The sequence below is a fragment of the Oscillospiraceae bacterium genome, from assembly GCA_025758045.1.
Lineage (GTDB): Bacteria > Bacillota > Clostridia > Oscillospirales > Ruminococcaceae > Gemmiger.
The window spans coordinates 1406897-1432958 of the sequence record CP107208.1 but is presented as its reverse complement, the minus strand read 5'-3'; the positions used below and the strand labels follow the sequence as shown (position 1 = coordinate 1432958).

24 protein-coding genes, 1 tRNA gene and 1 rRNA gene are annotated in these 26062 nt (G+C 56.2%); 7 read left to right on the top strand and 19 right to left on the bottom strand.

From position 1 onward, the window contains the following. Positions 1-123: 123 nt before the first annotated feature. The 13 genes from hisH to OGM81_06745 all read right to left on the bottom strand — a co-directional run bounded on the left by hisH (position 124) and on the right by OGM81_06745 (position 16282). Positions 124-774 carry an imidazole glycerol phosphate synthase subunit HisH gene (gene hisH, locus OGM81_06805; protein UYJ44815.1) on the bottom strand — a complete coding sequence of 217 codons (651 nt, stop codon included), beginning with the start codon at positions 772-774 and terminating at the stop codon, positions 124-126. Then, complete coding sequence (locus OGM81_06800; protein UYJ44814.1) at positions 771-1538, bottom strand: imidazole glycerol phosphate synthase cyclase subunit; 768 nt, start codon at positions 1536-1538, stop codon at positions 771-773. The genes hisH and OGM81_06800 overlap by 4 nt, the downstream gene beginning before the upstream one ends. A gap of 12 nt (positions 1539-1550) precedes the next feature. Next, on the bottom strand, positions 1551-2924 hold the full coding sequence (locus OGM81_06795; protein UYJ44813.1) for an N-acetyl sugar amidotransferase: 1374 nt from the start codon (positions 2922-2924) through the stop codon (positions 1551-1553). A gap of 175 nt (positions 2925-3099) precedes the next feature. Then, the gene (locus OGM81_06790) at positions 3100-4263 is read right to left on the bottom strand and encodes an amidohydrolase (GenBank protein UYJ44812.1); all 1164 of its coding nucleotides are present in this window, start codon (positions 4261-4263) and stop codon (positions 3100-3102) included. A gap of 106 nt (positions 4264-4369) precedes the next feature. Further along, a complete protein-coding gene (locus tag OGM81_06785; GenBank protein ID UYJ44811.1) occupies positions 4370-4672 on the bottom strand; it encodes a Dabb family protein in 303 nt (100 codons plus the stop codon). Continuing rightward, positions 4672-5793, bottom strand: coding sequence for an N-acetyl sugar amidotransferase (locus OGM81_06780; GenBank protein UYJ44810.1), 1122 nt, complete (start codon positions 5791-5793; stop codon positions 4672-4674). Before OGM81_06780 ends, OGM81_06785 begins: the two co-directional genes overlap by 1 nt. A gap of 60 nt (positions 5794-5853) precedes the next feature. Then, positions 5854-7485 (bottom strand): hypothetical protein, encoded by a 1632-nt coding sequence (locus tag OGM81_06775; GenBank protein ID UYJ44809.1) that lies wholly within the window; start codon positions 7483-7485, stop codon positions 5854-5856. Positions 7486-7563: 78 nt separating this feature from the next. Further along, complete coding sequence (locus OGM81_06770) at positions 7564-9876, bottom strand: hypothetical protein (protein UYJ44808.1); 2313 nt, start codon at positions 9874-9876, stop codon at positions 7564-7566. Positions 9877-9881: 5 nt separating this feature from the next. Continuing rightward, positions 9882-11882: a hypothetical protein gene (locus OGM81_06765; protein UYJ44807.1), complete on the bottom strand. Its 2001-nt coding sequence runs from the start codon at positions 11880-11882 to the stop codon at positions 9882-9884. Further along, positions 11863-12207, bottom strand: a complete 345-nt coding sequence (locus OGM81_06760) for a hypothetical protein (GenBank protein UYJ44806.1) — start codon at positions 12205-12207, stop codon at positions 11863-11865. Before OGM81_06760 ends, OGM81_06765 begins: the two co-directional genes overlap by 20 nt. A 258-nt stretch (positions 12208-12465) precedes the next feature. Then, complete coding sequence (gene gpmI / locus OGM81_06755) at positions 12466-13992, bottom strand: 2,3-bisphosphoglycerate-independent phosphoglycerate mutase (protein UYJ44805.1); 1527 nt, start codon at positions 13990-13992, stop codon at positions 12466-12468. 229 nt (positions 13993-14221) lie between these two features. Further along, positions 14222-14992, bottom strand: coding sequence for a triose-phosphate isomerase (gene tpiA / locus OGM81_06750; GenBank protein UYJ44804.1), 771 nt, complete (start codon positions 14990-14992; stop codon positions 14222-14224). Between the two features lie 81 nt (positions 14993-15073). Further along, the gene (locus OGM81_06745) at positions 15074-16282 is read right to left on the bottom strand and encodes a phosphoglycerate kinase (protein ID UYJ44803.1); all 1209 of its coding nucleotides are present in this window, start codon (positions 16280-16282) and stop codon (positions 15074-15076) included. Between the two features lie 263 nt (positions 16283-16545). Between OGM81_06745 and OGM81_06740 the strand changes: the two genes are divergently transcribed. Beyond that, positions 16546-17328: a ZIP family metal transporter gene (locus OGM81_06740; protein UYJ44802.1), complete on the top strand. Its 783-nt coding sequence runs from the start codon at positions 16546-16548 to the stop codon at positions 17326-17328. A gap of 243 nt (positions 17329-17571) precedes the next feature. Here the strand turns inward: OGM81_06740 and OGM81_06735 are convergent, their stop codons facing one another. Next, positions 17572-18228, bottom strand: coding sequence for a DUF6198 family protein (locus tag OGM81_06735; protein UYJ44801.1), 657 nt, complete (start codon positions 18226-18228; stop codon positions 17572-17574). Between the two features lie 205 nt (positions 18229-18433). Between OGM81_06735 and OGM81_06730 the strand changes: the two genes are divergently transcribed. From OGM81_06730 to OGM81_06720, 3 genes are all read left to right on the top strand, one after another. Then, on the top strand, positions 18434-19021 hold the full coding sequence (locus OGM81_06730; protein UYJ44800.1) for a TetR/AcrR family transcriptional regulator: 588 nt from the start codon (positions 18434-18436) through the stop codon (positions 19019-19021). Then, a complete protein-coding gene (locus tag OGM81_06725) occupies positions 19018-19854 on the top strand; it encodes a YihY/virulence factor BrkB family protein (protein ID UYJ44799.1) in 837 nt (278 codons plus the stop codon). Before OGM81_06730 ends, OGM81_06725 begins: the two co-directional genes overlap by 4 nt. Positions 19855-19929: 75 nt before the next feature. Next, the gene (locus tag OGM81_06720) at positions 19930-20565 is read left to right on the top strand and encodes a DUF6198 family protein (GenBank protein ID UYJ44798.1); all 636 of its coding nucleotides are present in this window, start codon (positions 19930-19932) and stop codon (positions 20563-20565) included. A 254-nt stretch (positions 20566-20819) separates the two neighbouring features. Here the strand turns inward: OGM81_06720 and OGM81_06715 are convergent, their stop codons facing one another. Further along, complete coding sequence (locus tag OGM81_06715) at positions 20820-21752, bottom strand: AEC family transporter (GenBank protein ID UYJ44797.1); 933 nt, start codon at positions 21750-21752, stop codon at positions 20820-20822. Positions 21753-21850: 98 nt separating this feature from the next. Then, complete coding sequence (locus OGM81_06710; GenBank protein ID UYJ44796.1) at positions 21851-23245, bottom strand: diguanylate cyclase; 1395 nt, start codon at positions 23243-23245, stop codon at positions 21851-21853. A 227-nt stretch (positions 23246-23472) separates the two neighbouring features. On the opposite strand from OGM81_06710, the gene OGM81_06705 reads away from it, so the two are divergent. The 3 genes from OGM81_06705 to OGM81_06695 all read left to right on the top strand — a co-directional run bounded on the left by OGM81_06705 (position 23473) and on the right by OGM81_06695 (position 25311). Beyond that, positions 23473-24009, top strand: a complete 537-nt coding sequence (locus tag OGM81_06705; GenBank protein ID UYJ44795.1) for a TIGR00730 family Rossman fold protein — start codon at positions 23473-23475, stop codon at positions 24007-24009. Between the two features lie 714 nt (positions 24010-24723). After that, complete coding sequence (locus tag OGM81_06700) at positions 24724-24930, top strand: hypothetical protein (GenBank protein ID UYJ44794.1); 207 nt, start codon at positions 24724-24726, stop codon at positions 24928-24930. A 33-nt stretch (positions 24931-24963) separates the two neighbouring features. After that, positions 24964-25311 carry a DUF2116 family Zn-ribbon domain-containing protein gene (locus OGM81_06695; protein ID UYJ44793.1) on the top strand — a complete coding sequence of 116 codons (348 nt, stop codon included), beginning with the start codon at positions 24964-24966 and terminating at the stop codon, positions 25309-25311. A 49-nt stretch (positions 25312-25360) separates the two neighbouring features. On the opposite strand, the gene OGM81_06690 is transcribed toward OGM81_06695, so the two are convergent. From OGM81_06690 to rrf, 3 genes are all read right to left on the bottom strand, one after another. Next, positions 25361-25531 carry a hypothetical protein gene (locus OGM81_06690; protein ID UYJ44792.1) on the bottom strand — a complete coding sequence of 57 codons (171 nt, stop codon included), beginning with the start codon at positions 25529-25531 and terminating at the stop codon, positions 25361-25363. 225 nt (positions 25532-25756) lie between these two features. Further along, a tRNA-Lys gene (locus tag OGM81_06685) sits at positions 25757-25832 on the bottom strand. 60 nt (positions 25833-25892) lie between these two features. Beyond that, positions 25893-26009 (bottom strand): 5S ribosomal RNA (gene rrf / locus OGM81_06680). Between the last annotated feature and the right edge of the window lie 53 nt (positions 26010-26062).

The following is a 26062-nucleotide window of genomic DNA, read 5'->3' as shown; positions in this document are numbered from 1 at the left end:
CGCAATTCCCCTTTTACATATTGATACAGAATATATTATACCGTATCAGGGGCAAAAAAGCAACCAAAGCAAAAGGGAGAGACCGAAGCCTCTCCCCGCACTGTACCTCTATATACTTTTCTCTTACTTTTCCGCGCGCTTCATATATTCCTCAATGATCTTCAGCCCCACCTTGCCGGATTTTTCCGGGTGGAACTGGCAGCCCACAACGCTGCCATGCGCTGCGGCGGCGCAAACTGCACGCCCGCCGTACACGGTGTCGGCCAAACGGTCGGCCTCATCGGCGGGCTTCGCCTCGTAGCTGTGGATGAAATAGCACTCCTCGCCGGGCGTTACCCCGGCCAGCACGGTGCCGGCAAAATCGGTGCGTCCGCCCGCCGGGTTCAGCGGGTCCCAGCTGATATGCGGTACCTTCTGCGGGCGGCCCTGCACATCGGTGGAAGGAATCCGCACCACGCGGCCGGGAATCAACCCCAGGCCCTTGTGCAGGCCGAACTCCTCGGATTCGTCAAACAGCATCTGCATGCCCAGGCAGATGCCCAGCAGCGGCGTGCCTGCGGCGGCTTTCTGGCGGATCGGCTCAATCAGGCCCAGCTTTTCCAGCCCGGCCATGCCGTCCTTGAACGCACCCACGCCGGGCAATACCAACGCATCGGCGGCCAGCACATCCTCGGCCTTGCCGGTCACCAGGGTTTCGGCGCCAAAATGGGCAAAGGCGTGCTGCACGCTCAACAGGTTCGACAGGCCATAGTCGATGATCGTCACCTTTTTCATACGCGGCGCACCTCCACTCCCCCGGCGCGGATGTCCTCTTTCAGTTCCGCCACCGTCTCTTTTTTGTAGTGCAGCACCGCCGCACAGGCCACGGCGTCCGCCCCGGCGTTGGCACCGTCCACGATGTCCTCGCCGCAGCCTACGCCGCCGCCGCAGATGACCGGAATGCTGACCGCCTTGGTCACGGCCTCGATCAGCTCCAAATCCATGCCGCGCTGCAAGCCCTCGTTGTCCACGCTCATCAGCAGGATTTCGCCTGCGCCCAGCGCTTCGCCGCGTTTGGCCCACTCCACCACATCGTAGCCGGAATGTGCCCGGCCGTTGTCGTAGTAGGCTTCCCACTTGCCGGGCCAGGTGCGGCTGCGCTTGGCCTGGATGGACAGCACCATGCACTGGCTGCCAAACGCCTCGGCCACCTCGGTAATCAATTCGGGCCGTTTGATGGCCGCCGTGTTGATGGCCACCTTGTCCGCGCCCATAGCAAGGATGTGGCGCACATCCTCCACACTGCGCAGGCCGCCGCCCACGCAGACCGGGATATAGACATCGTCCACGGTTTTGCGCACGATGTCGCTCAAATTATTGCGGTTGTAAAGGCTGGCCACGATGTCGATGTAGAGCAGTTCATCGATGCCCTGCTCGTAATATTCTTTGGCAAACCGGTTGGGGTCACCCAGCTTGCGCAGTCCCTCCAGCTGGATGCCCTTGACCAGGTTGGTGTCTTTGACATCCAGCCGGGCAATCAGGCGTATTTTCTTTCCCATAACAGCCGCTCCTTATACTTCGTGGTGGGTGCCGCGCGGGTCGCCCCACAGTACCTCGCTGTCGCCCTCGTAGGGGGTGTAGCGCAGCTTCCACATGTTGTCCTCCCACTTCCACAGATGCGGCGAGCGGAAACGGTCGGCCAGGTGCATAAAGTATTCGCGGTCCATGCGGGGCTGCTCAAACAGCTGGCTGGCCCAGGGGAAATGCTGGCGGTCGAGCGACAGATATTGGAAAATTTCTTTCTCAAAGCGGTCGGGATATTCGCCGTCAAACTTCTTGCACAGTGCCTTGCCTTCGTCCAGGGTGATTTCCTCGTTGCGGATTTCCTGGGCGGCATCGTAGGTGGTGCGGCCGATGCCGTACTTGATGTAGGTGGTGTAATAGAAGAAGTCATCGATTTTATCATCGATGGAATTGTACTTGGAGTAGGTGCCCTGGGTACGCTCCGGCGCGGGGCGGAAGCCGCCGTGCTCAACGCTGTAGTAGTAGGCACCCTGGGGATGCCACTTCTCATAATAGCCCAAATACCGCACCTGGATATGGTTCTTCTCCAGGTTGGAGGTCTCGCTGGGCAGGTAGATCGCCAGATCCGCCTTGTCCACCTTGTAGTCCTCCTCCAGCTGGCGCAGGCTGACGCCGCCCAGGTAGATGTGGTCGTAGTCGTTGACGGCGAAGAAATGCTCGTCACGCAAAGCGGAGTTGTTGTCGGCAATGGGGTTGCCGAACTCGGCCTCGTTCTCACCGTAGAACACCAGCGGGATGCCGAACTTGGCGGCCATCTTGGGGGCCAGCTGCTTCTGCCCCAGAATAAACGGCTGGAACGGATGGAACAGGTTCTCGGTAGCAAGTCGGGTCAGCAGGCGGTGGGTCATGCCGTTGGGGGTGCACAGGTAGTTGTCAAACCCGGCATGAATCCAGGCCTGCATGTTGTCCCAGCCCCAGGGGGTATAAATATGCGGCGCCCAGGTGACGGTCAGCGGGTGCATGCCGTACTTGTATTTCAGCAGATGGGCGGCGTAAAAGCTGTCCTTGCCGCCGGAACCGGGCACCAGGCAGTCGTAGCTGCCGTCGTTTTTGCGGTACTGGTCGCACAGTTCACGCAGTTCCTTCTCACGCAGAGCCCAGTCGATCTGGCCGTTGGCCTTGTTATGGCAGGCATGGCAGGCATCGCAGACGCCGTCGTCCTGGATGACCATCGTTTTCTTGATGGACTTGATGGTATGCTCAAACTCATAGCAGGAGTTGGGCTTCTGGTTGCTCATCACGCACTCTTTGCAAAACTGCACGTGCTTGGGCAGGCCGTAGTAGGCCTCCCGCTGTTCCACCGGCAGGTCCGGTGCGTACTTGCTGTAATCGATTTCCACATAGCGAGGCATCTTTTCCATATTTCTACACTCCCATCGGCAAGATAAAAGAAAAAGGTGCCGTCCGATAGCAATGCTATCAGACGGCACCTTTGCCGTTTGTGGACATTATAGCACAGGTGCGGCGGTTATGCAAGAGGGCTGTTTATTCTGTCAGTGTTTTCTTTTGGAGGCACGGCGCAGATTCAGGCACAATTTACGCGCGGATCATTTCTCCATCAATAAACACAGCCCGCACCTCGGTCATGACCTCAAAGGGGCTTCCGTCGGTGATGACCACATCCGCATCTTTGCCCACTTCCAGCGAGCCAACACGGTCGGCCACACCGATGTGCTCAGCAGCGTTCAGCGTGATGGCACGCAGTGCATCGAACGGGTCCATGCCCGCTTTGACAGCCATACCGGCACACAGCGGCAGATACTGCTGGGGGATGACCGAGTTGTCGGTAATGATGGAGACATGGCAGCCTGCCTTGGCCAGCACGCCGGGGGTCGCCCAGGATTTATTCTGCAGTTCAAACTTGCTGGCAAAGGTCAGGCTGGGGCCGACGGCCATCGGCACGTTAGCCTCTTTCGCCAGTTCGTCCACGATTAAGTGGCCCTCGGTGACATGCTCCAGCGTCAGTCGCAGGCCGAACTCGTGGGCGATGCGCAGCGCGGTGAAGATGTCGTTGGCCTGGTGGGCGTGGGCTTTCAGGGGGATGGTGCCGTCCAGCACCGGCAGCAGAGCTTCCAGCTTTTGGTTGTAGGCAGGCATCTTGGTCACGTCGCCGTTGGCCGCCTGCTTGCGGGCGCCGTAGTCCCTGGCCTGGTTCAGCGCCCCGCGCAGGAACGCCGCCGTGGACATGCGGGTGGAGTCGCACTTGTCGCGGTAGCAGCGCTTGGGGTTCTCGCCAAAGGCGCACTTCATGGCCACGGGGTCCTTCACGATCATGTTGTCCACACGGTCGCCGATGGTTTTCATGGCCAAAAAGGTGCCGCCCAGCACGTTGGCGCTGCCCGGGCCGGTGCACACGCAGGTCACACCGGCTTTACGGGCGTGGGCCAGGCTGGGGTCGCGGGGGTTGATGCCGTCGATGGCGCGCAGCTGCGGCGTCCAGATGTCGTTCATCTCGTTGTAGTCGCAGCCCTCGTACCCGATGCCGTAGCCGTCCAGGCCGATGTGGGTGTGGGCGTCCACAAACCCGGGAAATACCTGCAGACCCGCCGCGTCGAACACCTCGGCGTCAGCGGTGGCGTCCAGATTTTCGCCAATGGCGGCAATTTTGCCGCCCGCCAGCAGCAGATCGACCTTGCGGGGTTCGCGGTGTACCGCGTCCTGCACCAGACCGCCGCGGATCAGGATGGTTTTTGTTTGCATAATTTGCCTCCGTTACACCGCAGGGGCGTATTCTATATACGCCCGCAGAGCTTTGCCTACTCCACGGGCGGATATGGAATCCGCCCCTACGGTCAAATTTTATCTCTTACACAGTAAAATCCAGACAGGTGCGCACCGCGGTGTAAGGACGCACTTTGCCATCGGCTACAGCCACATGGGCCGGGTGGACGGCATAGCCTTTCAGGGCCGCCTCATCGGTAAAGGTGGTGTCCAGCATCAGGTCCGCATTGGCAGAGCTGGGCAGCGCATCGGTGTAAACGTGCACTTCCAGCAGCCCCGGGATCTGCCCGGCCAGCCCTTCCAGCCCGGCCTTGATGCCCGCCTTAACAGCGGTCTTTTCGGCCTCGGGCATGTCTTTCAGCTTCCACAAAATAACGTGACGTACCATTATTTGTTCTCCTCCCAAATCGGGTGCTTGAGCTGCCACTCGCCGTACTCGTTCTTCTTGAACAGGTCGCGGTTGTAGAACTTGTCCAGGATGGCCCAGAACTCACTCTCGGTGTATCCGCAGAAATCGCAGAAGTCACGCACGCACAGCGGGTCCAGCTTGCCGTCGCGGGCCTTGATGATGGGGATAGCCTCCTCGCGGGTCATCATGCCGTAGCGGATGTAGCGGGCGGTGTAGTCGGTAGCGGCGGCGTGGCCGAACTTGGGGTACTTCAGCCAGCTGTGCACCAAGTAGGCGCGGGAGTCGATCTGGTCGAAGTTTTCGGCATGGTGGGTGCGGTCCCATTCGTGGGTCAGGTCGTGGAAGCCGTGGGCCTTGGCGATCTGGTAGTTTTTGTAGCTGTTCCAAGGCACAAAGTAGCTCATATAGAACGGGTCGAGCTTGGCGCGCTCTTCGGCGCTGGGAGCCAGCGTCAGGGAGAGGTCCTTCTCGGTCACGCCGTCGCCCAGCAGTTCTTCCATGGGCATGCCCACGGCCACGCCGTTCTCGATCTGGTCCATGGCGGAGTAGGTCTCCTTGTCGGCGTTGCCGCCGTACTCAAAGCTGACGTTCTCGCCATAGCAGAGCATAGGAGTGTTGAACTTGGCCGCCATGTGCAGCGGGAAGGTGTAGATCAGGCGGTCGACGTACCAGGTCGGCTTGCCGTACTTTTCAAAGAATTTGCGCATCAGGACCTTCTGCACCTTGATGTTGGGCTTGCAGGAGATGATGGTGCAGCCGAATTCCTCGCTGATGTTTTTCAGGTTGTGGATACCGGCCTGGGTCATGGGGAAGTTATCCTCCACGCTGAACAGGATGGGGTTCATGTGCATGACCTCTTTCAGCATCCAGACCTGAAAGTGGCTGTCCTTGCCGCCGGAAACGGCAACGGCGCAGTCGTAACCGCCGGGGCCGTTCATGCCGCGGTACTTGTTGCAGTATGCCTCAAACTCCTTGAAGCGGGCATCCCAATCCACATTTTTGCGGTTCTCGTAATGGCGGCAGGCGCTGCACACACCCTCGGCATCAAAGGTAATACCGGGCCGTGTATCCGGCATCGTACATTTTTTGCAGTAACGCATAAGTTTCTCCTTTTTATTGAGTTCTGACAGACAGGTTTTTACATGCAGGTATCAGTTCAGTTAGTTTTCATGCTCCGCTTTCGTGATCTCAGCGGCAGCACACAGATCGTCCGACGAATCAAACGCATAAACCGCATAGCGGCCATCGTTGTATACCTCTGTACCGTGGCCGTTTTTGATCAGGCCACATTCTTCAGCCGGGCCGTCTGTCGCCGTATCCACCAGCACAAACGGATGTTCCGGATAGCGGGTCAGGTGATAATCCGGTTGCAGCCAACCCTCAATGTTGACATTGTTCAGGTCACCGGGCATCCAGACGTCGAGCTTGCCGCTGGTCATCTCAACCATGCAGTTGCCGTTCCAGAACGTTGCATAGCCCTCTTTATAGCCGTTATCCACCAGCCAGTCAGCCACCTTATCCAGTCCGACATGAGCCAATGCAGGGTGTTCGCTCTCCTGGCGGACATTGTTGAGCGAGCAAAGCGTTATGGCCCCCGCCAGCACCAAGGTTAGCACAGCCCTTGCGCCGGGCAGATGCAGATCTTCGGTCTTGATCTCGATCATCATTACCGCGATTGCTACTGGCATACAAGGCAGCCAAAAATACTGGCTATAGTCACCAAAATATGTGTAAGCCACGCCACATACAGCCAGCATGGTAAGCATGAGCGCAATGATCAGCCGCTCCGTCACATTCAGCTTTTTGTAACGCCATGCCACCCGCACGATGCAGAAAAACATCCACGCACCAATCAACAATCCGATACCCGAAGCAATACCGCTGAAGTGGAACACCCCTACGCCGTCACGGTAGCCAAATTCGTGGAAGAAGTCCATCAGTACGCGGTCCAGTGTCCAATCTACGCCAAAACGATTCCACGTCACTCCCGAGAAAGACTTGAAGGAGTACATCTTAGCCAGGACTTTGCTATTAATAATATAGCCAACAAAGCTGGCCATCGTTGTGGCTAAAGCACCTGCCATCAGCCAGCTCTCCTGGCTGCACACCCGTAAAGCACCGCGCCATGTTTTTTCTTTGCTAGCATTTAGTGCAAGAATCAGCACTGCCATGGCCGCCAGCACAAACGGTGCCTGGAAAACCATAAGCGTTTTTACGCCGTTCATACCGGACAGCATTGCCACAATGCACGCAGCAATATTCATCCAGACGCATTTTTTTCTGCTTGCCGCCAGGCTGAACAGCACCAGCGTAAGCGATACCACATACAGGAACGTATAAACGAGATAGTGCCCGCCATAGATCGCATAAATCAGGTAAATACGGCCATAGGGCCAGATAAGCACCCCGGCCATCCACACACCTATGCGGCCCAGCCCTATACTGCGGGCCAGTAAAAGCATCAGCCCTGCAAACGCGGCCAGCATGATCGCCATGCCCACCGTACGGGCCATGTGCCAATCATTGGGGAAAAGCAGCAGTGTAAAGCGGTAGACCCACTGCACACTGACTACGCGAAGTTCTGTTGAGTAGTACCAGATCTTGCTGATAATCCGGCCTTCCTGGTTCAAAAAATTCGACAGCATCATTTCCGATGCCATGTCGGAATCCACCATCCACCGCCCTGGCACCAGTTGAAACCACAAATCCAATCCATACCCCGCCGCCAGCCACAGCCACGGCAGCAGCGCCCATACTTTTTTCAGTACGCCGCCGTTTGTTTGTTTTTCCATGAAATGCTCCTATTTTATCTTTGCTTTTACTATACCCCATTTTCTGTAAAAGCGCAAGTTCTGTGCAAAACAAAGCCGTCATGCTTTTTCACATACCATTTTCCGCTTTTTCTTTTGCGAACTTTCTGTCCATACAAGAATAGTAACTACACTGACAAGTTCGACCAATCGCCAATGCAGCGGTTCTTGCACGGCTACACGGATCGTCCCACTGCTGCCCGCCGGAACTTGGATTCCCAGCATCCCGTTTTCGGTTTTAAAAAGTGTTCCTGCTCCTTCTTTTATACTATAAACCGGATAGTACAGCAGCGGCAGTTCGATTTTGCCGTCCGCTTCTTTGTCACAAACGTACTGCAACATCACACCGTTCTCTGTCTTTTCTATCCGTTCCACCTTTGCGGTAGTGACCTCGGTTTCAAATACAAATCCGTCACGATTTTCTTTTGCCCCAGCGGGCAAATAAAGGTTATCATAATACCAGGACATGTTCGAAACGATGCTGTCTGCATAAACAAGTTCGCCACAATCCCCTCTATAACTTCTGGATTCGTAAGGAAAGAACTCTCTGTAAAATATGCCCAGACCCAGCAGGCTGGCGGAAAGCAGCAGTACCGCCAGCGGACGAGCCAATTTTTTCGGCCGTAATAGAGAAACGGCACAAAGCGTTGCAAGCGTCAGCAAAATCGCCGCAAGTGTCAGGTAACGCCACGGGAACTGAATTGCCAGCAAAATACCACTGATTTTTCCTGGCAGGGCTCCCACCAGCCCCCAAGGAAAAGTATTCGTACTGGCCCAGCAGGCTGCCAACCCAATCCCTGTTGACCAAAGCCCGATTTTTTGTTCACGATGTGGTATTTCTTCGTCATGTCCAACCCACACCCAAAGGAATACCATGCAACCAATAATAAGCTCTATTCCAATATTTTTACTATAGGTGTTCCAAGTGAAAAGTTCGGGAATCGTATAGCCGAGCCGTTGGATCATACGCCCGGCGTTCATCGTTGTGCCGCCATACATACCACCGTATATGCCGCTGCCTATTATTTCCAGGAATGGCAGCAAGAACCACAAATTCAGCAGCAATACTATGGCGACTGATTTCAGCCATACAGACAGCACGCACCGGCTGAATGTGCGCCGCAGATGAAACAGGCAGAACACAGCCGTTGCCAGCACCATGATTTCCAGCGAGATCATATGCGTTTGCAGCAGCATTCCAAAAGCAATTACCATCTCTGTGCAGGCCACACCCGCCTGCTTTTTCGTCGGCTCCTTCTTTCCATACAGCAAGCAGAGCGCTGCGGGGATCAGCGGCAAAAACGCCATGGCTGTGTACTCCCCCACTGCAGCACGCCAATAAAGATTCTGCAACCGATAGGGGTTCAGCAAATACAAAACGCTGCCCAGCAATGCTGTTTTATTATGGCTGAACATCTGACGAAAACTATAAAACGCAATACCTGCCGTCAGCATTTGCACAGCCAACACATACAGATGGTAAGACAGTTGTACGCTCACACCCAATGTACGCAAGACTGCCGGGAAATACAGGCACAGTTCCCCGTAAAACAGCGAAGGTGCATACCCATACCCATTTTTTGCCTGACTGTAGATCCTTACCGGGAACTGTCCGGATTTCAGCCCTTGGGCAATTCCCTCAATGCGGGAAAGGTGAAAATGGATATCGTCGCCAAAAATACCACCCCCCTGCATCAGCACAGGCATACTGGCCAGCAGCACAGCACCGCCCAACAGGAAAAGACACCCACGCAAATCCGCATTTCGGATTGCCAGCGGACTGGTCGGCAAAAACAGCAGCAGCAGCAGATCCAGAAAAAACGCTGCCAGCAGCCATCCCAATACACGCACCCAGGCATAGACCCTATCCTGCTGTATCGTCACTTTGCCAAGCGTGAAAACGCCGCCGCCATCATAGGCCACCAGACGGATCGTCTTGTTTGTATAACGCACATTCAGTACAACGGCATCATGCGTCCGCCCCACTGCAAAAAGCTCACGTTCGCCCGTCACTACCATTGCGTCATCTGCCATAAAATAAACGCCGGCATGGGATTCCTGCTCGTCTTTATTTTGCGTCGGTACAAAATTATAGTCTGCTTCGATTTTATAGTGCCCCGCCGACAACCTCAGCTGGGATGTACGCAGAATGCTTTCTTCCTCGGCTGGTTCTACTGCACCAATGCGGCCCTCCTCGTCATAGTCGATCGTTGCATTTTTTGCTATGACTTCCCACTGATCCGGCATGATCTCATAGTTCGCTGCTGGCTGCACAGCCTGTGCAAGCGTAAATCCAATAATGGCAAGCTCAACCGCCAGCAGAACCATGGCTGCTTTTGATTTGCGCAGAAAGGGCCAAATCCTTTTCATCATTTCTTTTATCCTTTCTCCGGCTGATCTTTTCTCTTACCTTTGCACTTTTTTCTGCGTATTATCAGCAGCACCCCTACCAGCGTCACCAGGCTTACCACATCCGCCGCAAGCCAGCGCTTGGGTTCGCGGAAGGCTACCCGGATGGTGCCGCTGTAGTTGGCGGGCACCGTCACGCCTACCAGGCCGTTGACCGTCTTAAAAGCCGTGCCGGGGCCTTCCGTCACCGTATAGCCGGGATAATACAGCAGCGGCAGTTCCGCGTGCTGGTCCTGGCCGCTGGTCTCCGTGCAGGCCAGGGTTGTGACGCCGTTTTCCTGCTCTACGGAGGTAACCTCCACCGTGGTGACCTGTGCCGTGCTCTCGTAGCCGTTCTGGGTCTCGCTGGCACCGTCCGGCAGGTAGAGGCCGTCAAAGTACCAGCCCATGTTGAACTTTTTGTACTCGGAATACATCAGCTGTCCGCCGTCACCCAGGTAGGCAGCATCGGCCTGCTGGTCGCGGAAGAAAAGCGCCGCGCCGAAAACCGATACCCCCACAAGGAGCACCGCCACCGGCCGCGCATAGCCGACCTGCCGCAACGCCGCCAACCCGCACATCGTCGCCAGCACCAGCAGCACCGTCGCCAAAGAAAGATACCGCCCCGGGAACTGGATTGCCACCAGGATACGCCCCACCACCGGGATGCGGCCCACGGCCTGCCACGGGAAAGTGTTCGTGCTCATCCAGCAGGCCAGCGCCGCAAACCCTGCGGCCCAAAGCCCCAGGCGGATACTGCGCCGCTCCGGCTGCTGCGGTTCCTCCTTGGCCCGCAGGGTCAGCCAGCACCACAGCAGCACAAACCCACCGGCCAACAATTCCGGGCCAAGGTTGTTGTGGTTTTTCTGCCAGCCGAACAGCTCTGCAATCCGCAGGCCGCTGTTTTTCACAATCTGGCCGCCATTTTCGGCACTGCCGGTATACATATTATTGTAGTCGCCGCTCAGCATCAGGGTCAGAAACGGCACCAGGAACCACAGATTCAACAGCACCGTCAGCACAGCAGCCTTCAGCCATGTGAAGAACACTGCCTTGCTGAACGTCCGGCGGAACCGCATCAGGCAGAACACGGCTGTTGCCAGAACTGCCATCTCCAGGGACAGCAGATGCACCTGCAGCAGCATTCCAAAGGCCGCAACAAGTTCTGCGCAGGCCCGGCGCAGCCGCTTGCGGGTAAGCGGACGTTCCCCATACAATTCATACAGGGCAGCCGGAATCAGCGGCAGAAACGCCATGGCTGTGTACTCCCCCACCGCGCTGAGCCAGTAAATCTTATACAGATGATAGGTAGACAGCATATACAGGACGCTGCCCACCAGGGCCGTCTTGTTATGCCGGAAAATCTGCCGCAGGCTGAAAAAGGCAATGCCAGCCGTCAGCAGCTGGAGTGCCAGCAGATAGGTATGATACGCCCCCTGCACACTCATCCCCAATAAGCGCAGTACCGCCGGGAAGTACAGCAGCAGTTCGCCATAAAACAGCGAGGGCGCATAGCCATACCCATCTTTCGCTATGCTGTAAACGCGGACCGGGAACTGCCCCTCCCGTAGGCCCTGGGCAATGCCCTCAATACGGGAAAGATGGAACGACCAGTCCGCCCCCTGCAGTGCACCGCTGTTGGTCATGGCCGGGGCGCAGGTCAGCACGGCCACTGCACACAGCACCCAAAGGCAGGCACACAGTTCAGCATCTGCCAGCCGCACCGGGCTGCCGGGTACGGTCAGCAGCAAAAAGGCATCCAGCAGCACAAACAGCAGCAGCCAGCCCGCCACACAGGCCCCCGCATACAGCATATCCTGTTCAATATGCACAGGCCCCAGCGTAAAGATACCGCCATCATTATGAGCTACCAACCGGACCGTTTCACTGTAGTCGCTGACATTCAGCGTCAGGGTGTCCTTCTGCTTTTTCACATTGACGCAGGGCTTTTCCCCGGTAACGGTACCCGCATCATACGAAGCAAAATACACGCAGGAGCGGCGCTCCCCCCCCCTCCCATACGCTGGGCACGTAGCGGTAATCCAGCGTCACCTTATAGTGCCCCTTGGGCAGGGTCATGGGCGGGGTTTGGAGGATGTCCTCGCCGTCGGTCATTTCGGTAACGCCGATGCGGCCGTCCTCGTCATAACCAATTTCTGACTCCTGGGCGATGTTTTCCCACTGGTCCGCCGTGAACGTATACGCAGCCGCCGGGCGCAGGGCCGCTGCCAAGGCAAAGCCTATTACCAGCAGCTCGGCTATCAGCAAGGCGGTCACAGCCGGTTTACGCAGCAGTAAGCGCAGTTTTTCTTTCATACGGTAAATTCCCCTTACAGGCATACTTTTGTAGTTTCTACTATACCATTTTTCGTGCATTTTCTCAACCTATAAAACAGCGTAAACCACGGCAAGTTGAGGGGCCGATGCAAGCATCGGCCCCTACAGCAAAACACATACATCAGCCCATACAAACAAAAGCAGGAGCCCGCTTACCGCAGGCTCCCGCTTTATGGGGCGAAATATTAAAAGTTTTTCGCCAGGCCTTTTTTCCAAAAAGGCCGAAAATCCCTCGTCTTAGTCGACGATAATGCTCTTGCCGGTCATCTCAGCCGGGACGGGCAGGCCGATATAGGGCAGCATGGTGGGGGCGATGTCTGCCAGGCAGCCGCCCTCACGCAGCTTCACATCGCCAGCGCCAATGACGGCGAAGGGCACTACGTTGGTGGTGTGGGCGGTGAAGGGAGAACCATCGGGGTTCTTCATCTTCTCGGCGTTGCCGTGGTCGGCGGTCAGGAAGACCACGCCGCCAGCGTTCAGCACAGCGTCGGTGACCTCGCCCACGCACTTGTCAACAGCCTCGACAGCCTTGACAGCGGCGTCAAACACGCCGGTGTGGCCGACCATGTCGCAGTTGGCAAAGTTCAGGATGATGACGTCGTACTTGCCGCTCTCGATGCGGGCCTTGCACTCGTCGGCAACCTCGTAGGCGCTCATCTCGGGCTTCAGGTCGTAGGTGGCAACCTTCGGGCTGGGGATGACCTTGCGGTCCTCGCCCTCGCAGGGCTGCTCGACACCGCCGTTGAAGAAGAACGTCACATGGGCGTACTTCTCGGTTTCGGCAATGCGCAGCTGGGTCTTGCCGTGGGCAGCCAGGTACTCACCCAAGGTGTTCTTCAGTTCGACCGGCGGGTAAGCCACTTCACAGTTGGGCATGGTGGCATCGTACTCGGCCATGCAGACATAGTTGACCTGCTTGCGGCCGCCGCGGCGCTCAAAGCCGGTGAAAGCATCATCGCAGAAGATGCGGGTCATCTGACGGGCACGGTCGGGGCGGAAGTTCATGAAGATAACGGTATCGCCATCCTGCACACGGCCGCCCTCGCAGGTGACAACGGGCACGACGAACTCGTCGGTCACATCGGCAGCATAGCTGGCCTCGATAGCCTCGGCAGCGTTGGCGGCGTGGTTGCCCTCGCCGTAAACAAAGGCAGCGTAGGCTTTCTCCTCGCGGTCCCAGTTATTGTCACGGTCCATGGCGTAGTAACGGCCGGAAACAGAGGCGATCTTGCCGATGCCCAGTTCGTCCAGCTTGGCCTGCAGGTCAGCCAGGAAGCCCTTGCCGCTGTGGGGATCGGTGTCACGGCCGTCCATGATGCAGTGCAGGTAGACGTCCTTGGCACCCAGGTGCTTGGCCATCTCCAGCACGCCGTACCAGTGGTCGGCATGGCTGTGGACACCGCCGGTGCCGACCAGGCCCATCAGGTGGATGGCCTTACCGGCATCGATGGCAGCTTTCATGTTCTTGACCAGCACGGGGTTCTTGAGCATCTCACCGTCCTTGATGGACTTGGTGATGAGGGTCAGCTGCTGGTAGACGATGCGGCCAGCGCCCATGTTGGTGTGGCCGACTTCCGAGTTGCCCATCTGGCCCTCGGGCAGGCCGACGGCCATGCCGCTGGCCTGGATGGTAGTCATGGGATAGTTGGCAAAGATCTTGTCCAGGTTGGGCTTATTGGCGGCGGCCACGGCGTTGCCGTAGGTCTGATCCGGCGTCCAGCCGAAACCGTCCATGATGCAAAGCATTACAGGTTTTTTAGACATAAATTGAAACTCCTTTTGTACAGGTAGCGCAAAAGGCCCCCTCTGGGAGGGTGACTCCCCGCAGTGTGGGGAGATGTCGCGTAGCGACAGAGGGGTCCGGGCCCGAAGGGCTCCGCCGTAGGCGGTGGGGGAGAGACATAAAGTAAACTGTTGCTTAGTTGAAAGTCTCTCCCTCCGGCGCTTCGCGCCACCTCCCTCGCAGAGGGAGGCATTTTACTCTACTATTGTATCAGCCCTTGGTGGCGGCGTCAACAATGATGGCAAATTGGTCGGCCTTCAGGGAAGCACCGCCGATCAGGCCGCCGTCAACATCGGGCTTGCCCAGCAGTTCCTCAGCGTTCTTGGCGTTCATGCTGCCGCCGTATTGGACGGTCAGGGCCTTGGCGGCATCCTCGCCGTACAGCTCGCCGACGACCTTGCGGATAGCGGCGCAGACTTCCTGTGCCTGGTCAGCGGTAGCAGTCTTGCCGGTGCCGATAGCCCAGATGGGCTCGTAGGCGATAACGACGTTCTTCAGCTCGTCAGCGGTCACGCCGTTCAGGGCGATCTTGACCTGCATGCGGACCAGCTCCTCGGTGACACCCTGCTCACGCTGGGCCAGGCTCTCGCCGACGCAGATGATGGGCTTCAGGCCGCCAGCCAGAGCAGCCTTGGCGCGCTTGTTGACAGTCTCATCGGTCTCGGCAAAGTACTGGCGGCGCTCGCTGTGGCCGACAACGACGTACTCAACGCCCAGGTCGGTCAGCATGTCAGCGCTGATCTCGCCGGTGTAAGCGCCGGACTTCTCGAAGTGGACATTCTCAGCGCCAACGTGGATGTTGGTGCCCTTGGTCTTGGCAACAGCGGTGACCAGGTCGGTGAAAGGCACACAGATAACGACCTCGCAGCCAGCGTCCTTCACAGCGGGGATCAGGGCGTCGATCAGTTCGGCGGCCTCGGTAGCGGTTTTATTCATTTTCCAGTTGCCGGCAATGATTGCCTTGCGGTTCTGCTTATCCATGATAGTTGCTCCTTTATTTCATATATTTTTCAAACAAAAAGGGGCGCAGCGGCTCTGCCGCCGCGCCCTGCGGGTTACAAATTAAGCTTTCTGGATAACGGCGATGCCGGGCAGTTCCTTGCCCTCCAGGTACTCCAGAGAAGCACCACCACCGGTGGAGATGTGGGTCATCTTGTCGCCCAGGCCCATCTGCTGGACAGCTGCAGCGCTGTCGCCGCCGCCGATCACGGTGGTAGCGTCGCTCTCAGCCATAGCCTTGGCAACAGCCAGGGTGCCGGCAGCCAGGGTCGGGTTCTCGAAGACGCCCATGGGGCCGTTCCAGACAACGGTTTTGCTGGCCTTGACGGCATCAGCGAACAGCTTCATGGTCTCGGGGCCGATGTCGCAGCCTTCCTGGTCAGCCGGGATAGCGTCAACAGGAACAATGACGGTCTCGACAGGGGCATCGATGGGATCAGGGAAGTCTTTGATGCAGGCAGCATCAACGGGCAGCAGCAGCTTAACGCCCTTCTCCTGGGCCTTAGCCATCATTTCCTTGCAGTAATCCAGCTTGGAGTCATCGCACAGGCTCTTGCCGATCTCGTAGCCCTGGGCCTTCAGGAAGGTGTAGGCCATGCCGCCGCCGATGATCAGGGTGTCGACCTTTTCCAGCAAGTTGGAGATAACGTTCAGCTTATCAGCGACCTTAGCGCCGCCCAGAATGGCGGTGAAGGGACGCTCGGGATCGTTCACTGCGTTGCCCAGGTACTTGATCTCCTTTTCCATCAGGTAGCCGACAGCGGTATCCTTAATGTAGTCGGTAACACCGGCGGTGGAGCAGTGGGCGCGATGGCAGGAGCCGAAAGCGTCATCCACGTAAGCATCGGCCAGGCTGGCCAGCTCCTCGCTGAAAGCGGGCTCATTCTTGGTCTCTTCCTTGCGGAAACGGGTGTTCTGCAGCAGAACAACATCGCCGTTGCCCATGGTGGCAACAGCAGCCTTGGCGTTCTCGCCGACAACGGTGTCATCGTCAGCAAAGGTGACGGGCTGGCCCAGCTTCTCGCTCAGGCGGACAGCAACAGGGGCCAGGCTGAACTTGGCCTCGGGGCCGTTCTTCGGCTTGCCCAGGTGGCTGCACAGAATGACCTTGGCGCCATCATTGATCAGCTTTTTGATGGTCGGCAGAGCCGCGTTGATACGGTTGTCATTGGTGATCACGCCGTCCTTCATCGGGACGTTGAAGTCGCAGCGAACCAGCACGCGCTTACCAGCGTAGTTTTCATCGTCAATGGTCTTTTTACCCAAACCCATAGTAAAAGCTCCTCTCGGTATTACACATTAGTTATGGGGACGTTTTGCGCCCAATACCCATATTATACGCATAAAAAGGAATTTGCGCAAGTGTTTTTGATATATTTTTAACCAATGGTTCACATCTTCCCGGCTATTGACGGCACGGGCCGGGTGTGGTAGGATAAGGGCAAATATCGTGTTTTCGTTTTTCGTCAACTTTTCCCCGCTGTTACTGCCGTTTTGGGCCGGGCGGGTCATTTTTTTACAGGGAGGGTTAGTTTATGCTAATGCAATGTTTACCCGGTATCCTTATCCCCTTTGCCGGTACTACGCTGGGGTCCGCCTGCGTATTTTTCATGAAAAAAACGCTGCACGAAGGTGTGCAGCGCGCTTTAACCGGCTTTGCCGCCGGGGTCATGGTAGCGGCGTCGATCTGGAGTTTGCTCATCCCCGCCATGGAGCAGTCCAAGGGCCTGGGGCGGCTGGCGTTCATCCCCGCCGCCGTGGGCTTCTGGCTGGGCATCGGCTTTTTGCTGCTGCTGGATATGGCGGTGCCTCATCTGCACCAGGGTGCCGACACTCCCGAAGGCCCCCACAGCGGCTTTTCCCGCACCACGATGCTGGTGCTGGCCGTCACGCTGCACAACATCCCTGAGGGCATGGCCGTCGGCGTGGTGTACGCGGGTTACTTAACGGGCAGTGCGTCTATCACGGCGATGGGTGCACTGGCGCTGTCCCTGGGCATTGCCATCCAGAACTTTCCCGAGGGCGCTATCATTTCGATGCCTCTGAAAGCCGAGGGCATGAGCCGCGGCCGGGCGTTCTGGGCGGGTACGCTGTCCGGTGCCGTGGAGCCAGTGGGCGCACTGTTTACCATCTGGGCCGCCGGGCTGGTGGTGCCTGCCCTGCCCTACCTGCTCAGCTTTGCCGCCGGGGCCATGATCTACGTCGTGGTCGAGGAGCTGATCCCCGAAATGTCCCAGGGCGAGCACTCCAACGTCGGCACCATCTGCTTTGCGCTGGGATTCAGCGTGATGATGGTGCTGGATGTGGCGCTGGGGTGATTTTTGCCCATCTGGGTTGATAATTTTTTCTATCACGAAGTTACCATGTATTAAGGCAATACCGCATAATTCTAAGTGCCGACACGGCGAGCGAGGTGCTTAAGCCGTCAGGCGGGAATTGTGCGGTGTTGCCTTAAATAATGTCTCGCCGTGGCTCATCAGATAAATGCTTTTTATCTTGGCTGACTCCTTTTGTCTTATGGAGTGGCTTCCGTTCCGCGCCACCCTGCGGAGGCAATTCGTTTATTTCTCCAGCACTGATACAAAATAAAACTTCTTATCAATCAAATTGCCAATCAAACCAGCGGTCCGTCCATAGGTCAGGGCAGCCACCACCGTGCCGATGCCTACTCCCTTCAGCGTACCGGTACCCACTACGGTCAGCACAATGGATACCGCAACGCAAGTCAGGTCCATGGTCGTCTTGACCTTGGCGTAAGGCTTGCGGATAATCTCCGAAAGGTCCCGGGCAAACAGATCCGTCGGGATGATCGGCAGCTTGCACCGGTTGGACAGTGCAATGCCCAGCGCGATGACCGGGCAGCTGGCCACAAAGTAGAAGATGCGCCAGCCCCAGCTGTAGGGCAGGCAGGGCAGCCACGCACCAAACACATCCAGCAGCTTGCCGAAGAAAAAGCCCGCCACAAAGCTGAACAGGTACGACGGCACAAACCGTTTGCGCAGCACCATCAACGTAATGACCAGCACGCCCTGGAACAGGTACGTCCAGGTGCCCAGCGTCAAAAACGGAAATACCAGCGACACCGCATACGGGAAGCTGGACACCGGCGAAATGCCCAGCCCCGCATACACCGTCACGGCCACTGCAAAGCTGTTGATGAGCACGGCCAGCACCAACGCCAGCTCGCCCCGCACTATAATTTTATCCTTCGCTTCCATCGTCCTGTTTCCTCCCCCGGATACGTCTATACCATCAATATACGCCAATTTCTGCGGCATGGCAAGCGTTGTCTGGTTGACGGGCCGCTGCCCTGCATTTTCGGCAAAAGGCGTCCGATATGCAACACCGTGTTGCTTTTCTCCCCGGTTCGGCGTATAATGTCTATTATAGAAATTGTAACGCACCGGAAAGGATTTTCCGCTTATGACGGCACCCAAAACCGACCGCCGCATCCTGCGTACCCGTGCCCTGCTGCGCCAGGGCCTGGCCGAGCTGATGCAGGAGAAAAACGCAGGCGACATCACCGTAAAAGAGCTGGTCGCCCACGCCAACGTGAACCGTTCCACCTTTTACCTGCACTACACCGACATTGACCAGATGCTGGCTTCCGTCGAGGGCGAGCTGCTGGAACGCATTGAGGCGTCCGTGCAGGCACACCCCATCGACCCGCACCAGGCGCAGATTTTCCCGCTGGTGGGGGATCTGTTTTCCCTGATGGCCGAAAACCGCGAGATCTGCGCCGCACTGCTGGGTCCCCACGGCGACATGGCGTTTTTGCTGCAGATCGAAGCCATCCTCTCCCGCTACAGCCTGCAGGTACTGGCCGATGCCTACCCGGATCACCGGGCCGATCTGGACAGCGGGTATTCCTTTTGCCTGTCTGGCTGCGTGGGGCTTATCAAAAACTGGCTCCAGGCCAAGGAACCCGCCCCGCCCGAGGTGATGGCCCAGCGCACCTATCGGCTGATCCACAACGCCATGCGCGGCCTGTGCCCGGGGGTGGAAGCATGAAGAAAAAACTGCAGCCCGCCATCACCCTGCTGCAGCAGTACATGGCCCAGGACATGACGGTCTACGCCGGGCACGCCACGCTTTTCCTGCTCACGGCGTTTTTTCCGCTGCTGATGTGGCTGCTGGTGGTGGTCAACACCCTGCCGGGCTTTACGGTGGACAGCGTAGTCGAGCTGTTTTTCCGTTTTCTGCCGGATCTTCCGGTCATTCGTGATACCATCGCCGGCCTTATCACCAGCATGAACGAGAACTCCAACACCTTTGTGGCATCGCTGGCCGTTATTACCACACTGGTGTCGGCGTCCAGCGGCATGGCAGCCATCCAGAAGGGCCTGCAAAAGTTGACCCCCGGCTCCCGCCGCACGATGCTCGACCGGCTGTGGGCGGTAGTGTACACCTTCGCGTTTTTGTGGCTGCTGCTGATCGTGCTGTTCTGCCAGAACCTCAGCCCCCTGCTGCATTGGGCGTTGAGCCTGCTGCCCTGGCTGTCCCAGAGCCATCTGTTTCTCAGGCTGCACAGTTTGGTCAGCTTCAGTGCGCTGGCGGCCTTCGGGCTGTCCATCCTGACTTTTGTCCTGATCTACACCTTCGTGCCGGGCGGCCGCCGCCGTATGCGGGACCAGCTGCCCGGGGCGCTGTTTACGGCTGTTGTCTGGTTCGTTTTCTCCTCGATCTTCACCTATTATATTCGCACATCCTGGAAGCTGTCCTATATTTACGGCTCCCTGACCTCGATCATCCTGGTCATCCTGTGGCTGAATGTCAGCATCAACGTGATGTTCCTGGGTGCGGGCGTCAATGGCATGCGCACCTGCAGCCGCCGCAACGGTTGACCCGCGCTGCACGACGTGTTACACTGGATACAACCCTCTGCATTTATAGTCTAATAAGGAAAGCTGGAGAAAACCATGAAAACGGAACGTCCTACTGTGCGCCGTGTCCTGGGTATGGTGATCGGCATCGTCATCATCTCGCTGGGCATTGCCATCTTCAAGCAATCCCACCTGGGCAATGATTCCATCACGGCCCTGAACATCCGCCTGTCCGAGCTGCTGGGCATCTCGCTGGGCGTGCAGAACATCTGCACCAATCTGGTGTTCTTGGTGGTGGAATTCATCTGGGGCCGCAAGTACATTGGCCTGGGCACCCTGGTCAACGGCCTGGGCTGTGGGTTCATCATCACTTTTTTCTACGACATCATTGCGGGCTGGTTCGGCCCTGCCGAACAGCTGCCCATCCAGCTGCTGTGGGTCGTGATTGCCGTGCCTGTCACAGCGTTTGGTTGCTCGCTGTACCAGACGGCCGACCTGGGCGTTGCACCTTACGATTCGCTGGCTCTGGCCCTGCAGGACCACCTGCACAAGCCTTACTTCGGCTGCCGCGTCTTTACCGATGCACTCTGTGCGGCCATCACCTTCCTGCTGGGCGGCCTGGTCGGCATCGGCACCCTGGTCTGCGCCTTCGGTCTTGGACCTTTCATTCAATTCTTCAATGGCGCGTTCTCTGAGAAGGTTTTGCAATATAAACCTGTGGAAACTTCTTGATTTGTTCCTAAGAGGTGCCACCCACTAAAAAAGGCCCTGCCTCAAGGTAGGCAGGGCCGGATAACCGCACAAATATAAGGCAACACCGCACAATTCCCGCCTGACGGCTTAAGCACCGCTCCGGCGGCTGCGGCACGGCATCTGCGTTGCCAAAATGCTCGATAATACACAAAGTATTATCTGCGCTTTTGGCTTAGCATCTGCCGCACCTCGCTCGCCGTATCGGCACTTAGAATTATGCGGTATTGCCATAATCAAATAACTCGTTCAAACACCGCAATCACCATCGGCATCGTTGCAATCGACAACAACGTTGTCAACACGTACAAAGCACCGGATTCCTCCATATCGCGGTCATACAACTGCACCATCGAGTTCAACGCCGAACATACCGGCGTAATGCCGGACAAAAACACTGTCATCAAAATCGCCTTGCCGTCTGGGATCCAGGTCTGCGCTTTCAGCAGCCATAACAACCCCAGCGTCACCATCGGGTACAAAATCAAACGCAAAAACACGGTCAAATAATACCGCGGCGTAAGCACCAGCTTTTTCAGCGGGCTGGACGCGATTGCCATGCCCGCCAGCAGCATACCCAGCGGACCGATCATATTGCCCACGCTGGAGATGGTCGTCACCAGCCCCGCCGGCAGCGTGATGTGCAGCGCAAACAGCAGCGCCGCCGCCACAATGGCGATCAGGTTCAGGTTCGTCACGATTTTTTTCAGGTCAATGCCCTTGTCGCCCCGCAGCACCGTGCAGCAATGGGTCCACAGCAGCACCAGCTGCACAATGATGAACCCGCAGGAATACACCACATACTCACTGCCCAGCGTAGCCTGCAGCAGCGGGATGACCAACGCCGATGCGTTGGAATAAATCACAGCACACCGCTCAATCACATCCAGTTTCAGCGGCTTTTTCAGCAGCGCCGTCAGCGCCAAAAACAGCAGGTGCATGATGCCTGCCACCACAAACGAATACGCAATGCCGGTGCGCACCTCCGGCGTGTTGTCGATCTGGAACGCGTTCAGGATCATGCACGGCATGACCAGATACACCATGATGACCGACAGCACCCGGCTGTCCTCAGGCTTCAACAGCCCGACCCGGACCACCAGATACCCCATCAGCAAAATCAGAAACAACTGCGCGATTTTTTCCGCCAGCAGGATACTGATCGACATACTTTCATCCCCCTCATTTCTCCTGCCATACTACCACAATTTGCCGCACCGCGCAAGCACCACAAAAAAGGGAAAGGCCTCAGTCCTTCCCTTTAACGCTATTCAGTTTCGCTCATGGGTACTGCGGCATCCGGCTCCGCGCAAGGCTCCTGCTCTGCGCCATAAAAGCCGCAGCCATGCTTGCCGTGCTGCTTTACATGGTACAGCGCGTGGTCGGCATCCTTAAAGATGCTCTCCCCCGGGTCCTGCCGGTCAGAAAACGCCACGCCAACGCTCAGCGAGACAGGCGGCAACCCGTCGGCCGGGTTGCTCAGCAGGTCGTTGACTATATCGATTTTTTCTTTAACAGTGTTGGTCAGGTCGGTGGTCATATCCACCATAATGACCGCGAACTCGTCGCCGCCGATGCGGCAGACATAGTCGATGCTGCGGAACGCTTTCTGCAGCAGGGATGCCACCTTTTTCAAAATTTCATCGCCTACCGCATGGCCGTAGGTGTCGTTAACGGTCTTGAAGCTGTCCACATCGCAGATGATCATGGCAAAGTCTGACTGCCCCTTCTCGTAAATGGACAAAATCTTCTCAAACGACCCTCGATTCAGCGCATCGGTCAGTGCGTCATGCTCGGCCTCATGACGGATGAGCTTCTGCGTCTCCTGGTTTTCCAGGTAGACTTTGTTGTAGGTCACGGCCAGGTTTTGCAGCTCCGCCGCGCCCACCACCGGAAAGATCTCCCCGTTCTGGATGCTCTTTCCGTACAGCAGCAGCGGCTTTACGATTAAATGCTGCACGATGGCGCACATCATCAGCACCATCAAAATCAACGCCACTACGCTGATCTCAAACCTAAAATAAATGTCACTGAACACCGTTGCTGCGTTGTTTTGGCGGTTCTTCGTCTGTTCGATCAGGCTTTGGGTGCAGGCCGCAACATTGTCGTTGATGTTCTCCCGCAGCGTCTGGTACTGGTCGTTGCAAACCAGCTGCTGTGCCTTGCGGATCTTCTCGCTGTCGGTCATCCGCTGGTCGCTCTCGTGCAGCGTCACCGCCCGGATGGCCTCCGGCCAGCTTTCCCCGTCCGCAATGTAGGCCTCGGCCGCCAGCCGCATGGCATAACGGTCGGCATAGCTCAGATTTTTGGTGCTGTTCAGCGCAGTTTTCAGTGATTCCAACGACGTTGTTCCGTCAAATTCCTGTTCCAAATAGGCGAACGCCTTCTCCTGGCGCCGGGTCACGTCCTTTTCCTCAAAGTAAAGGTCCATGTACTCTCGCTGCCCGGTCACCACAAACAGCCGCACCTGCTCGGCCAGATAATCCGATGCCGCCTGCAGCTCACTTGCCTGGTTTTCGCACTCAATATATTCATCCGTGGCGGTCTGCAACGCCGCAAACTGCTGCGTGCACTCAGACGAAACAAACACAAGCAGGATGCCCAGCAGAATGGTCACCGCAATGCTCCCAATGCTGACCCGTTCGATCCGTATTTTCTTCACACGCGCTCAACTCCCGCACAAAATGCGCATCGTCATACCGCAGCATTTTGTTAAAATTTTCGATATTTTTATTATAGAAAGTTTATTGTTAGATTGCAAGACAATTATCAACATGATTGCGCAGTGTTTTACGGCTGCTGCCGCCCCGCTTTGGACGATTCGCTCTTGCAAAATGGCGTGGTTCGCGTTATGCTGGCTGTATAGCAAAGTAAAAGGGAGCACCTGCTATGAATGTTACTGTATATTTAGGCGCCAATTATGGCACAGACCCCGCCCTGCAAACTACCGTGGCCGAGCTGGGGCAATGGATCGGCAAAAGCGGCCACACGCTGGTCTACGGCGGCTCTGCCAGCGGCCTGATGGGTGTGCTGGCCCGCAGCGTAATGGCCGCCGGCGGTCCCGTGATCGGCGTAGAACCGCAGTTTTTCATTGATGAAGGCTACGAGCTGGACGGCCTGACGCAGTTGATCGTCACGCAGGACATGACCGAGCGCAAAGCCAAAATGATCGAGCTGGGCGATGCTTTTATCGCGTTCCCAGGCGGCACCGGCACGCTGGAGGAGATCACTGAGGTCATGTCGAAAGTGTCCCTCAAGCACCTGGATGCTCCCTGCATCCTCTACAACCTCAACAACTATTACGACAGCCTAAAATCCCTGTTGGACCACATGATCGAAACCGGCCTCTCCACCCCCGCCCGCCAGGAGGGCATCTACTTTGCCGCTGATTTGGCAGAGATCAAGCAGATTCTGGGCGAGGCATAAAATCCCCCGCGCTCTAAAAACCGTCCACTGGACTGTTTTTGTCCGGCGGGACGTACCGCCGGCCTACGACTTGCGGTTACCGCATCGGCCTGCGCCCCTTGGGCGGGGCTTGTCCTCTGCGACCGCTGCGCCTGCTCTGGATCTCTGTCTCCGCCGCAGGCGGCGGTCACCTCCACAGCAAGCCATTCTCGTCCCCAATGGTGCACAAACGGCAGTTCCCTCAAAAACAAGCAATAAAAAAATACCCCGCAGCTTCGTGCGAGGTATTTTGTGGTGCACCATGTGGGAGCAAACCCGAACACTTTTGTTTGTCCGGGCGGCATCGGCATCACACGACTGCTCACCCGGAAGTGATGCTGTTGTTCCTCCGCGCGAGGATAAAAGAGGGGTGTTGAAATATCAAGGGGCTTTTGCGGCATATCCTCGCTCTACAAACTGGGCTGCGGTATTCCACAGTCCCCTTGACATTTCCCCATTCCTCTTTTTCTGGTTAATCGCGGAACAACCCACATCTCCTTATCCCGATTGGATAACGTGAGTTGAGATTGAGGAAAGCGTAAGTGTTGAGATATGGGCATTTCCAGAATATACCGCCACCCAAAGACATCAGCAGCGGTCTGACTACTTGATATAGATTAAAATGGCAAGTTGCTTGTAAAGCAACACGGTATATGATACAATTAGCTAAACTGAAACCGTGAGGTGATTATACGCATGAAGAATGAATCTAAACGGTATGGACGGCATAGACATGACCCCATTGTTGTTTTAACGCTGATTTTTGTTGTACTAAAAGCAGCAAGATTCATTTCATGGTCTTGGTTGTGGGTACTAAGTCCAATTTGGCTTACATTCTTATTTTTCGCTGCTATTTTTTCCGCCATCTTGGTCGGCGGGCGAATTGCTAAAGGGAAATGGTAATTTCCAGTTTATTTAACCATTATAGGTATTCGTATGAAGAAATGTAAATACTGCGGGAATGAACTAAATGGCACTTCCGAATTTTGCTGCAATGAATGCGAAAGCAACTATAAAGAAGCGCTGGAAAAAGATAGCCGTAAAACCAAGTATTTTATTTTGGGCATTGCTTTAGGTTTTCTCATTCTACTTTATGGCATCGCCCTAAGTAATCGCGCTTCCGCAATCGGAATCGGAATTATAGTAATGGGTATTGATGTTGTCTTACTTCCATTTACTACTCCTGAAACAGCAGAACTTTTAGGATACCAAAAAGCAAAACTTGTGGGCAGATTATTAGGCATACTACTTATTGCCGTTGGTATATGGGTAGGTTTTCTCTAATACCCGATAAAAAACAAAAGGCAGGCGCTAAAAACGTCTGCCTTTTATATTACCACTTTGAAATTGTATCGTCGCTAAAATAATACGCCTGAAACACCGTGCCGTCTTCAATAATGAAGCGCCCCTGTGCATCGTGCGGAATCTGCTCAGCTGCGCGTCCGTCCCCGATGATGATGGTAGACAGTGTAGTGTCTGCGCGGCCACAAATGCGAATGTTCATGTTGTTCTTAATGCGCCGCATACTGACTAATAAAATGTATATCGGTAAACTGTTACGCGCATGGCAATTAGAGCCATTTTCGGCAGTTTTTAGCCTATCGTAACCAGTCTTATGATTCGACTTATTTTTCAAGGCTTATCTTGTTTCAAAGGCTATGCTCGTTTATTTTCAACGGTATATCAACATAAAATAAAAATACCCCGCAGCTTCGTGCGAGGTATTTTGTGGTGCACCATCGGGGACTCGAACCCAGGACCCACTGATTAAGAGTCAGTTGCTCTACCAACTGAGCTAATGGTGCATATAAACAAGCTCCAGGCTGGGCCAAAACCCGGCCCGGAGGCTTGTTCTTTAAAAGAGAAGTCGGCATCTACCTATTTTCACAGGCCGTCTCCAGCCAACTATCTTCGGCACGAGTGAGCTTAACTTCTGTGTTCGGAATGGGAACAGGTGGAACCTCACCGTCATCGACACCGACCGTCTCTTTTTTCTGAGGATGTACCCTCAAAACTGAATATCGAACTGCTTTAG

Bases quoted from the DNA above. Each gene is read 5' to 3' on its own strand.
- OGM81_06800 (UYJ44814.1), bottom strand. From the start codon at position 1,538: ATGGGAAAGAAAATACGCCTGATTGCCCGGCTGGATGTCAAAGACACC.
- hisH (UYJ44815.1), bottom strand. From the start codon at position 774: ATGAAAAAGGTGACGATCATCGACTATGGCCTGTCGAACCTGTTGAGC.
- OGM81_06795 (UYJ44813.1), bottom strand. From the start codon at position 2,924: ATGGAAAAGATGCCTCGCTATGTGGAAATCGATTACAGCAAGTACGCA.
- OGM81_06775 (UYJ44809.1), bottom strand. From the start codon at position 7,485: ATGGAAAAACAAACAAACGGCGGCGTACTGAAAAAAGTATGGGCGCTG.
- OGM81_06720 (UYJ44798.1), top strand. From the start codon at position 19,930: ATGAAAACGGAACGTCCTACTGTGCGCCGTGTCCTGGGTATGGTGATC.
- tpiA (UYJ44804.1), bottom strand. From the start codon at position 14,992: ATGGATAAGCAGAACCGCAAGGCAATCATTGCCGGCAACTGGAAAATG.
- OGM81_06715 (UYJ44797.1), bottom strand. From the start codon at position 21,752: ATGTCGATCAGTATCCTGCTGGCGGAAAAAATCGCGCAGTTGTTTCTG.
- gpmI (UYJ44805.1), bottom strand. From the start codon at position 13,992: ATGTCTAAAAAACCTGTAATGCTTTGCATCATGGACGGTTTCGGCTGG.
- OGM81_06780 (UYJ44810.1), bottom strand. From the start codon at position 5,793: ATGCGTTACTGCAAAAAATGTACGATGCCGGATACACGGCCCGGTATT.
- OGM81_06730 (UYJ44800.1), top strand. From the start codon at position 18,434: ATGACGGCACCCAAAACCGACCGCCGCATCCTGCGTACCCGTGCCCTG.
- OGM81_06725 (UYJ44799.1), top strand. From the start codon at position 19,018: ATGAAGAAAAAACTGCAGCCCGCCATCACCCTGCTGCAGCAGTACATG.
- OGM81_06785 (UYJ44811.1), bottom strand. From the start codon at position 4,672: ATGGTACGTCACGTTATTTTGTGGAAGCTGAAAGACATGCCCGAGGCC.
- OGM81_06700 (UYJ44794.1), top strand. From the start codon at position 24,724: ATGAAGAATGAATCTAAACGGTATGGACGGCATAGACATGACCCCATT.
- OGM81_06760 (UYJ44806.1), bottom strand. From the start codon at position 12,207: ATGAAAGAAAAACTGCGCTTACTGCTGCGTAAACCGGCTGTGACCGCC.
- OGM81_06745 (UYJ44803.1), bottom strand. From the start codon at position 16,282: ATGGGTTTGGGTAAAAAGACCATTGACGATGAAAACTACGCTGGTAAG.
- OGM81_06770 (UYJ44808.1), bottom strand. From the start codon at position 9,876: ATGATGAAAAGGATTTGGCCCTTTCTGCGCAAATCAAAAGCAGCCATG.
- OGM81_06790 (UYJ44812.1), bottom strand. From the start codon at position 4,263: ATGCAAACAAAAACCATCCTGATCCGCGGCGGTCTGGTGCAGGACGCG.
- OGM81_06690 (UYJ44792.1), bottom strand. From the start codon at position 25,531: ATGAACATTCGCATTTGTGGCCGCGCAGACACTACACTGTCTACCATC.
- OGM81_06695 (UYJ44793.1), top strand. From the start codon at position 24,964: ATGAAGAAATGTAAATACTGCGGGAATGAACTAAATGGCACTTCCGAA.
- OGM81_06735 (UYJ44801.1), bottom strand. From the start codon at position 18,228: ATGGAAGCGAAGGATAAAATTATAGTGCGGGGCGAGCTGGCGTTGGTG.
- OGM81_06705 (UYJ44795.1), top strand. From the start codon at position 23,473: ATGAATGTTACTGTATATTTAGGCGCCAATTATGGCACAGACCCCGCC.
- OGM81_06740 (UYJ44802.1), top strand. From the start codon at position 16,546: ATGCTAATGCAATGTTTACCCGGTATCCTTATCCCCTTTGCCGGTACT.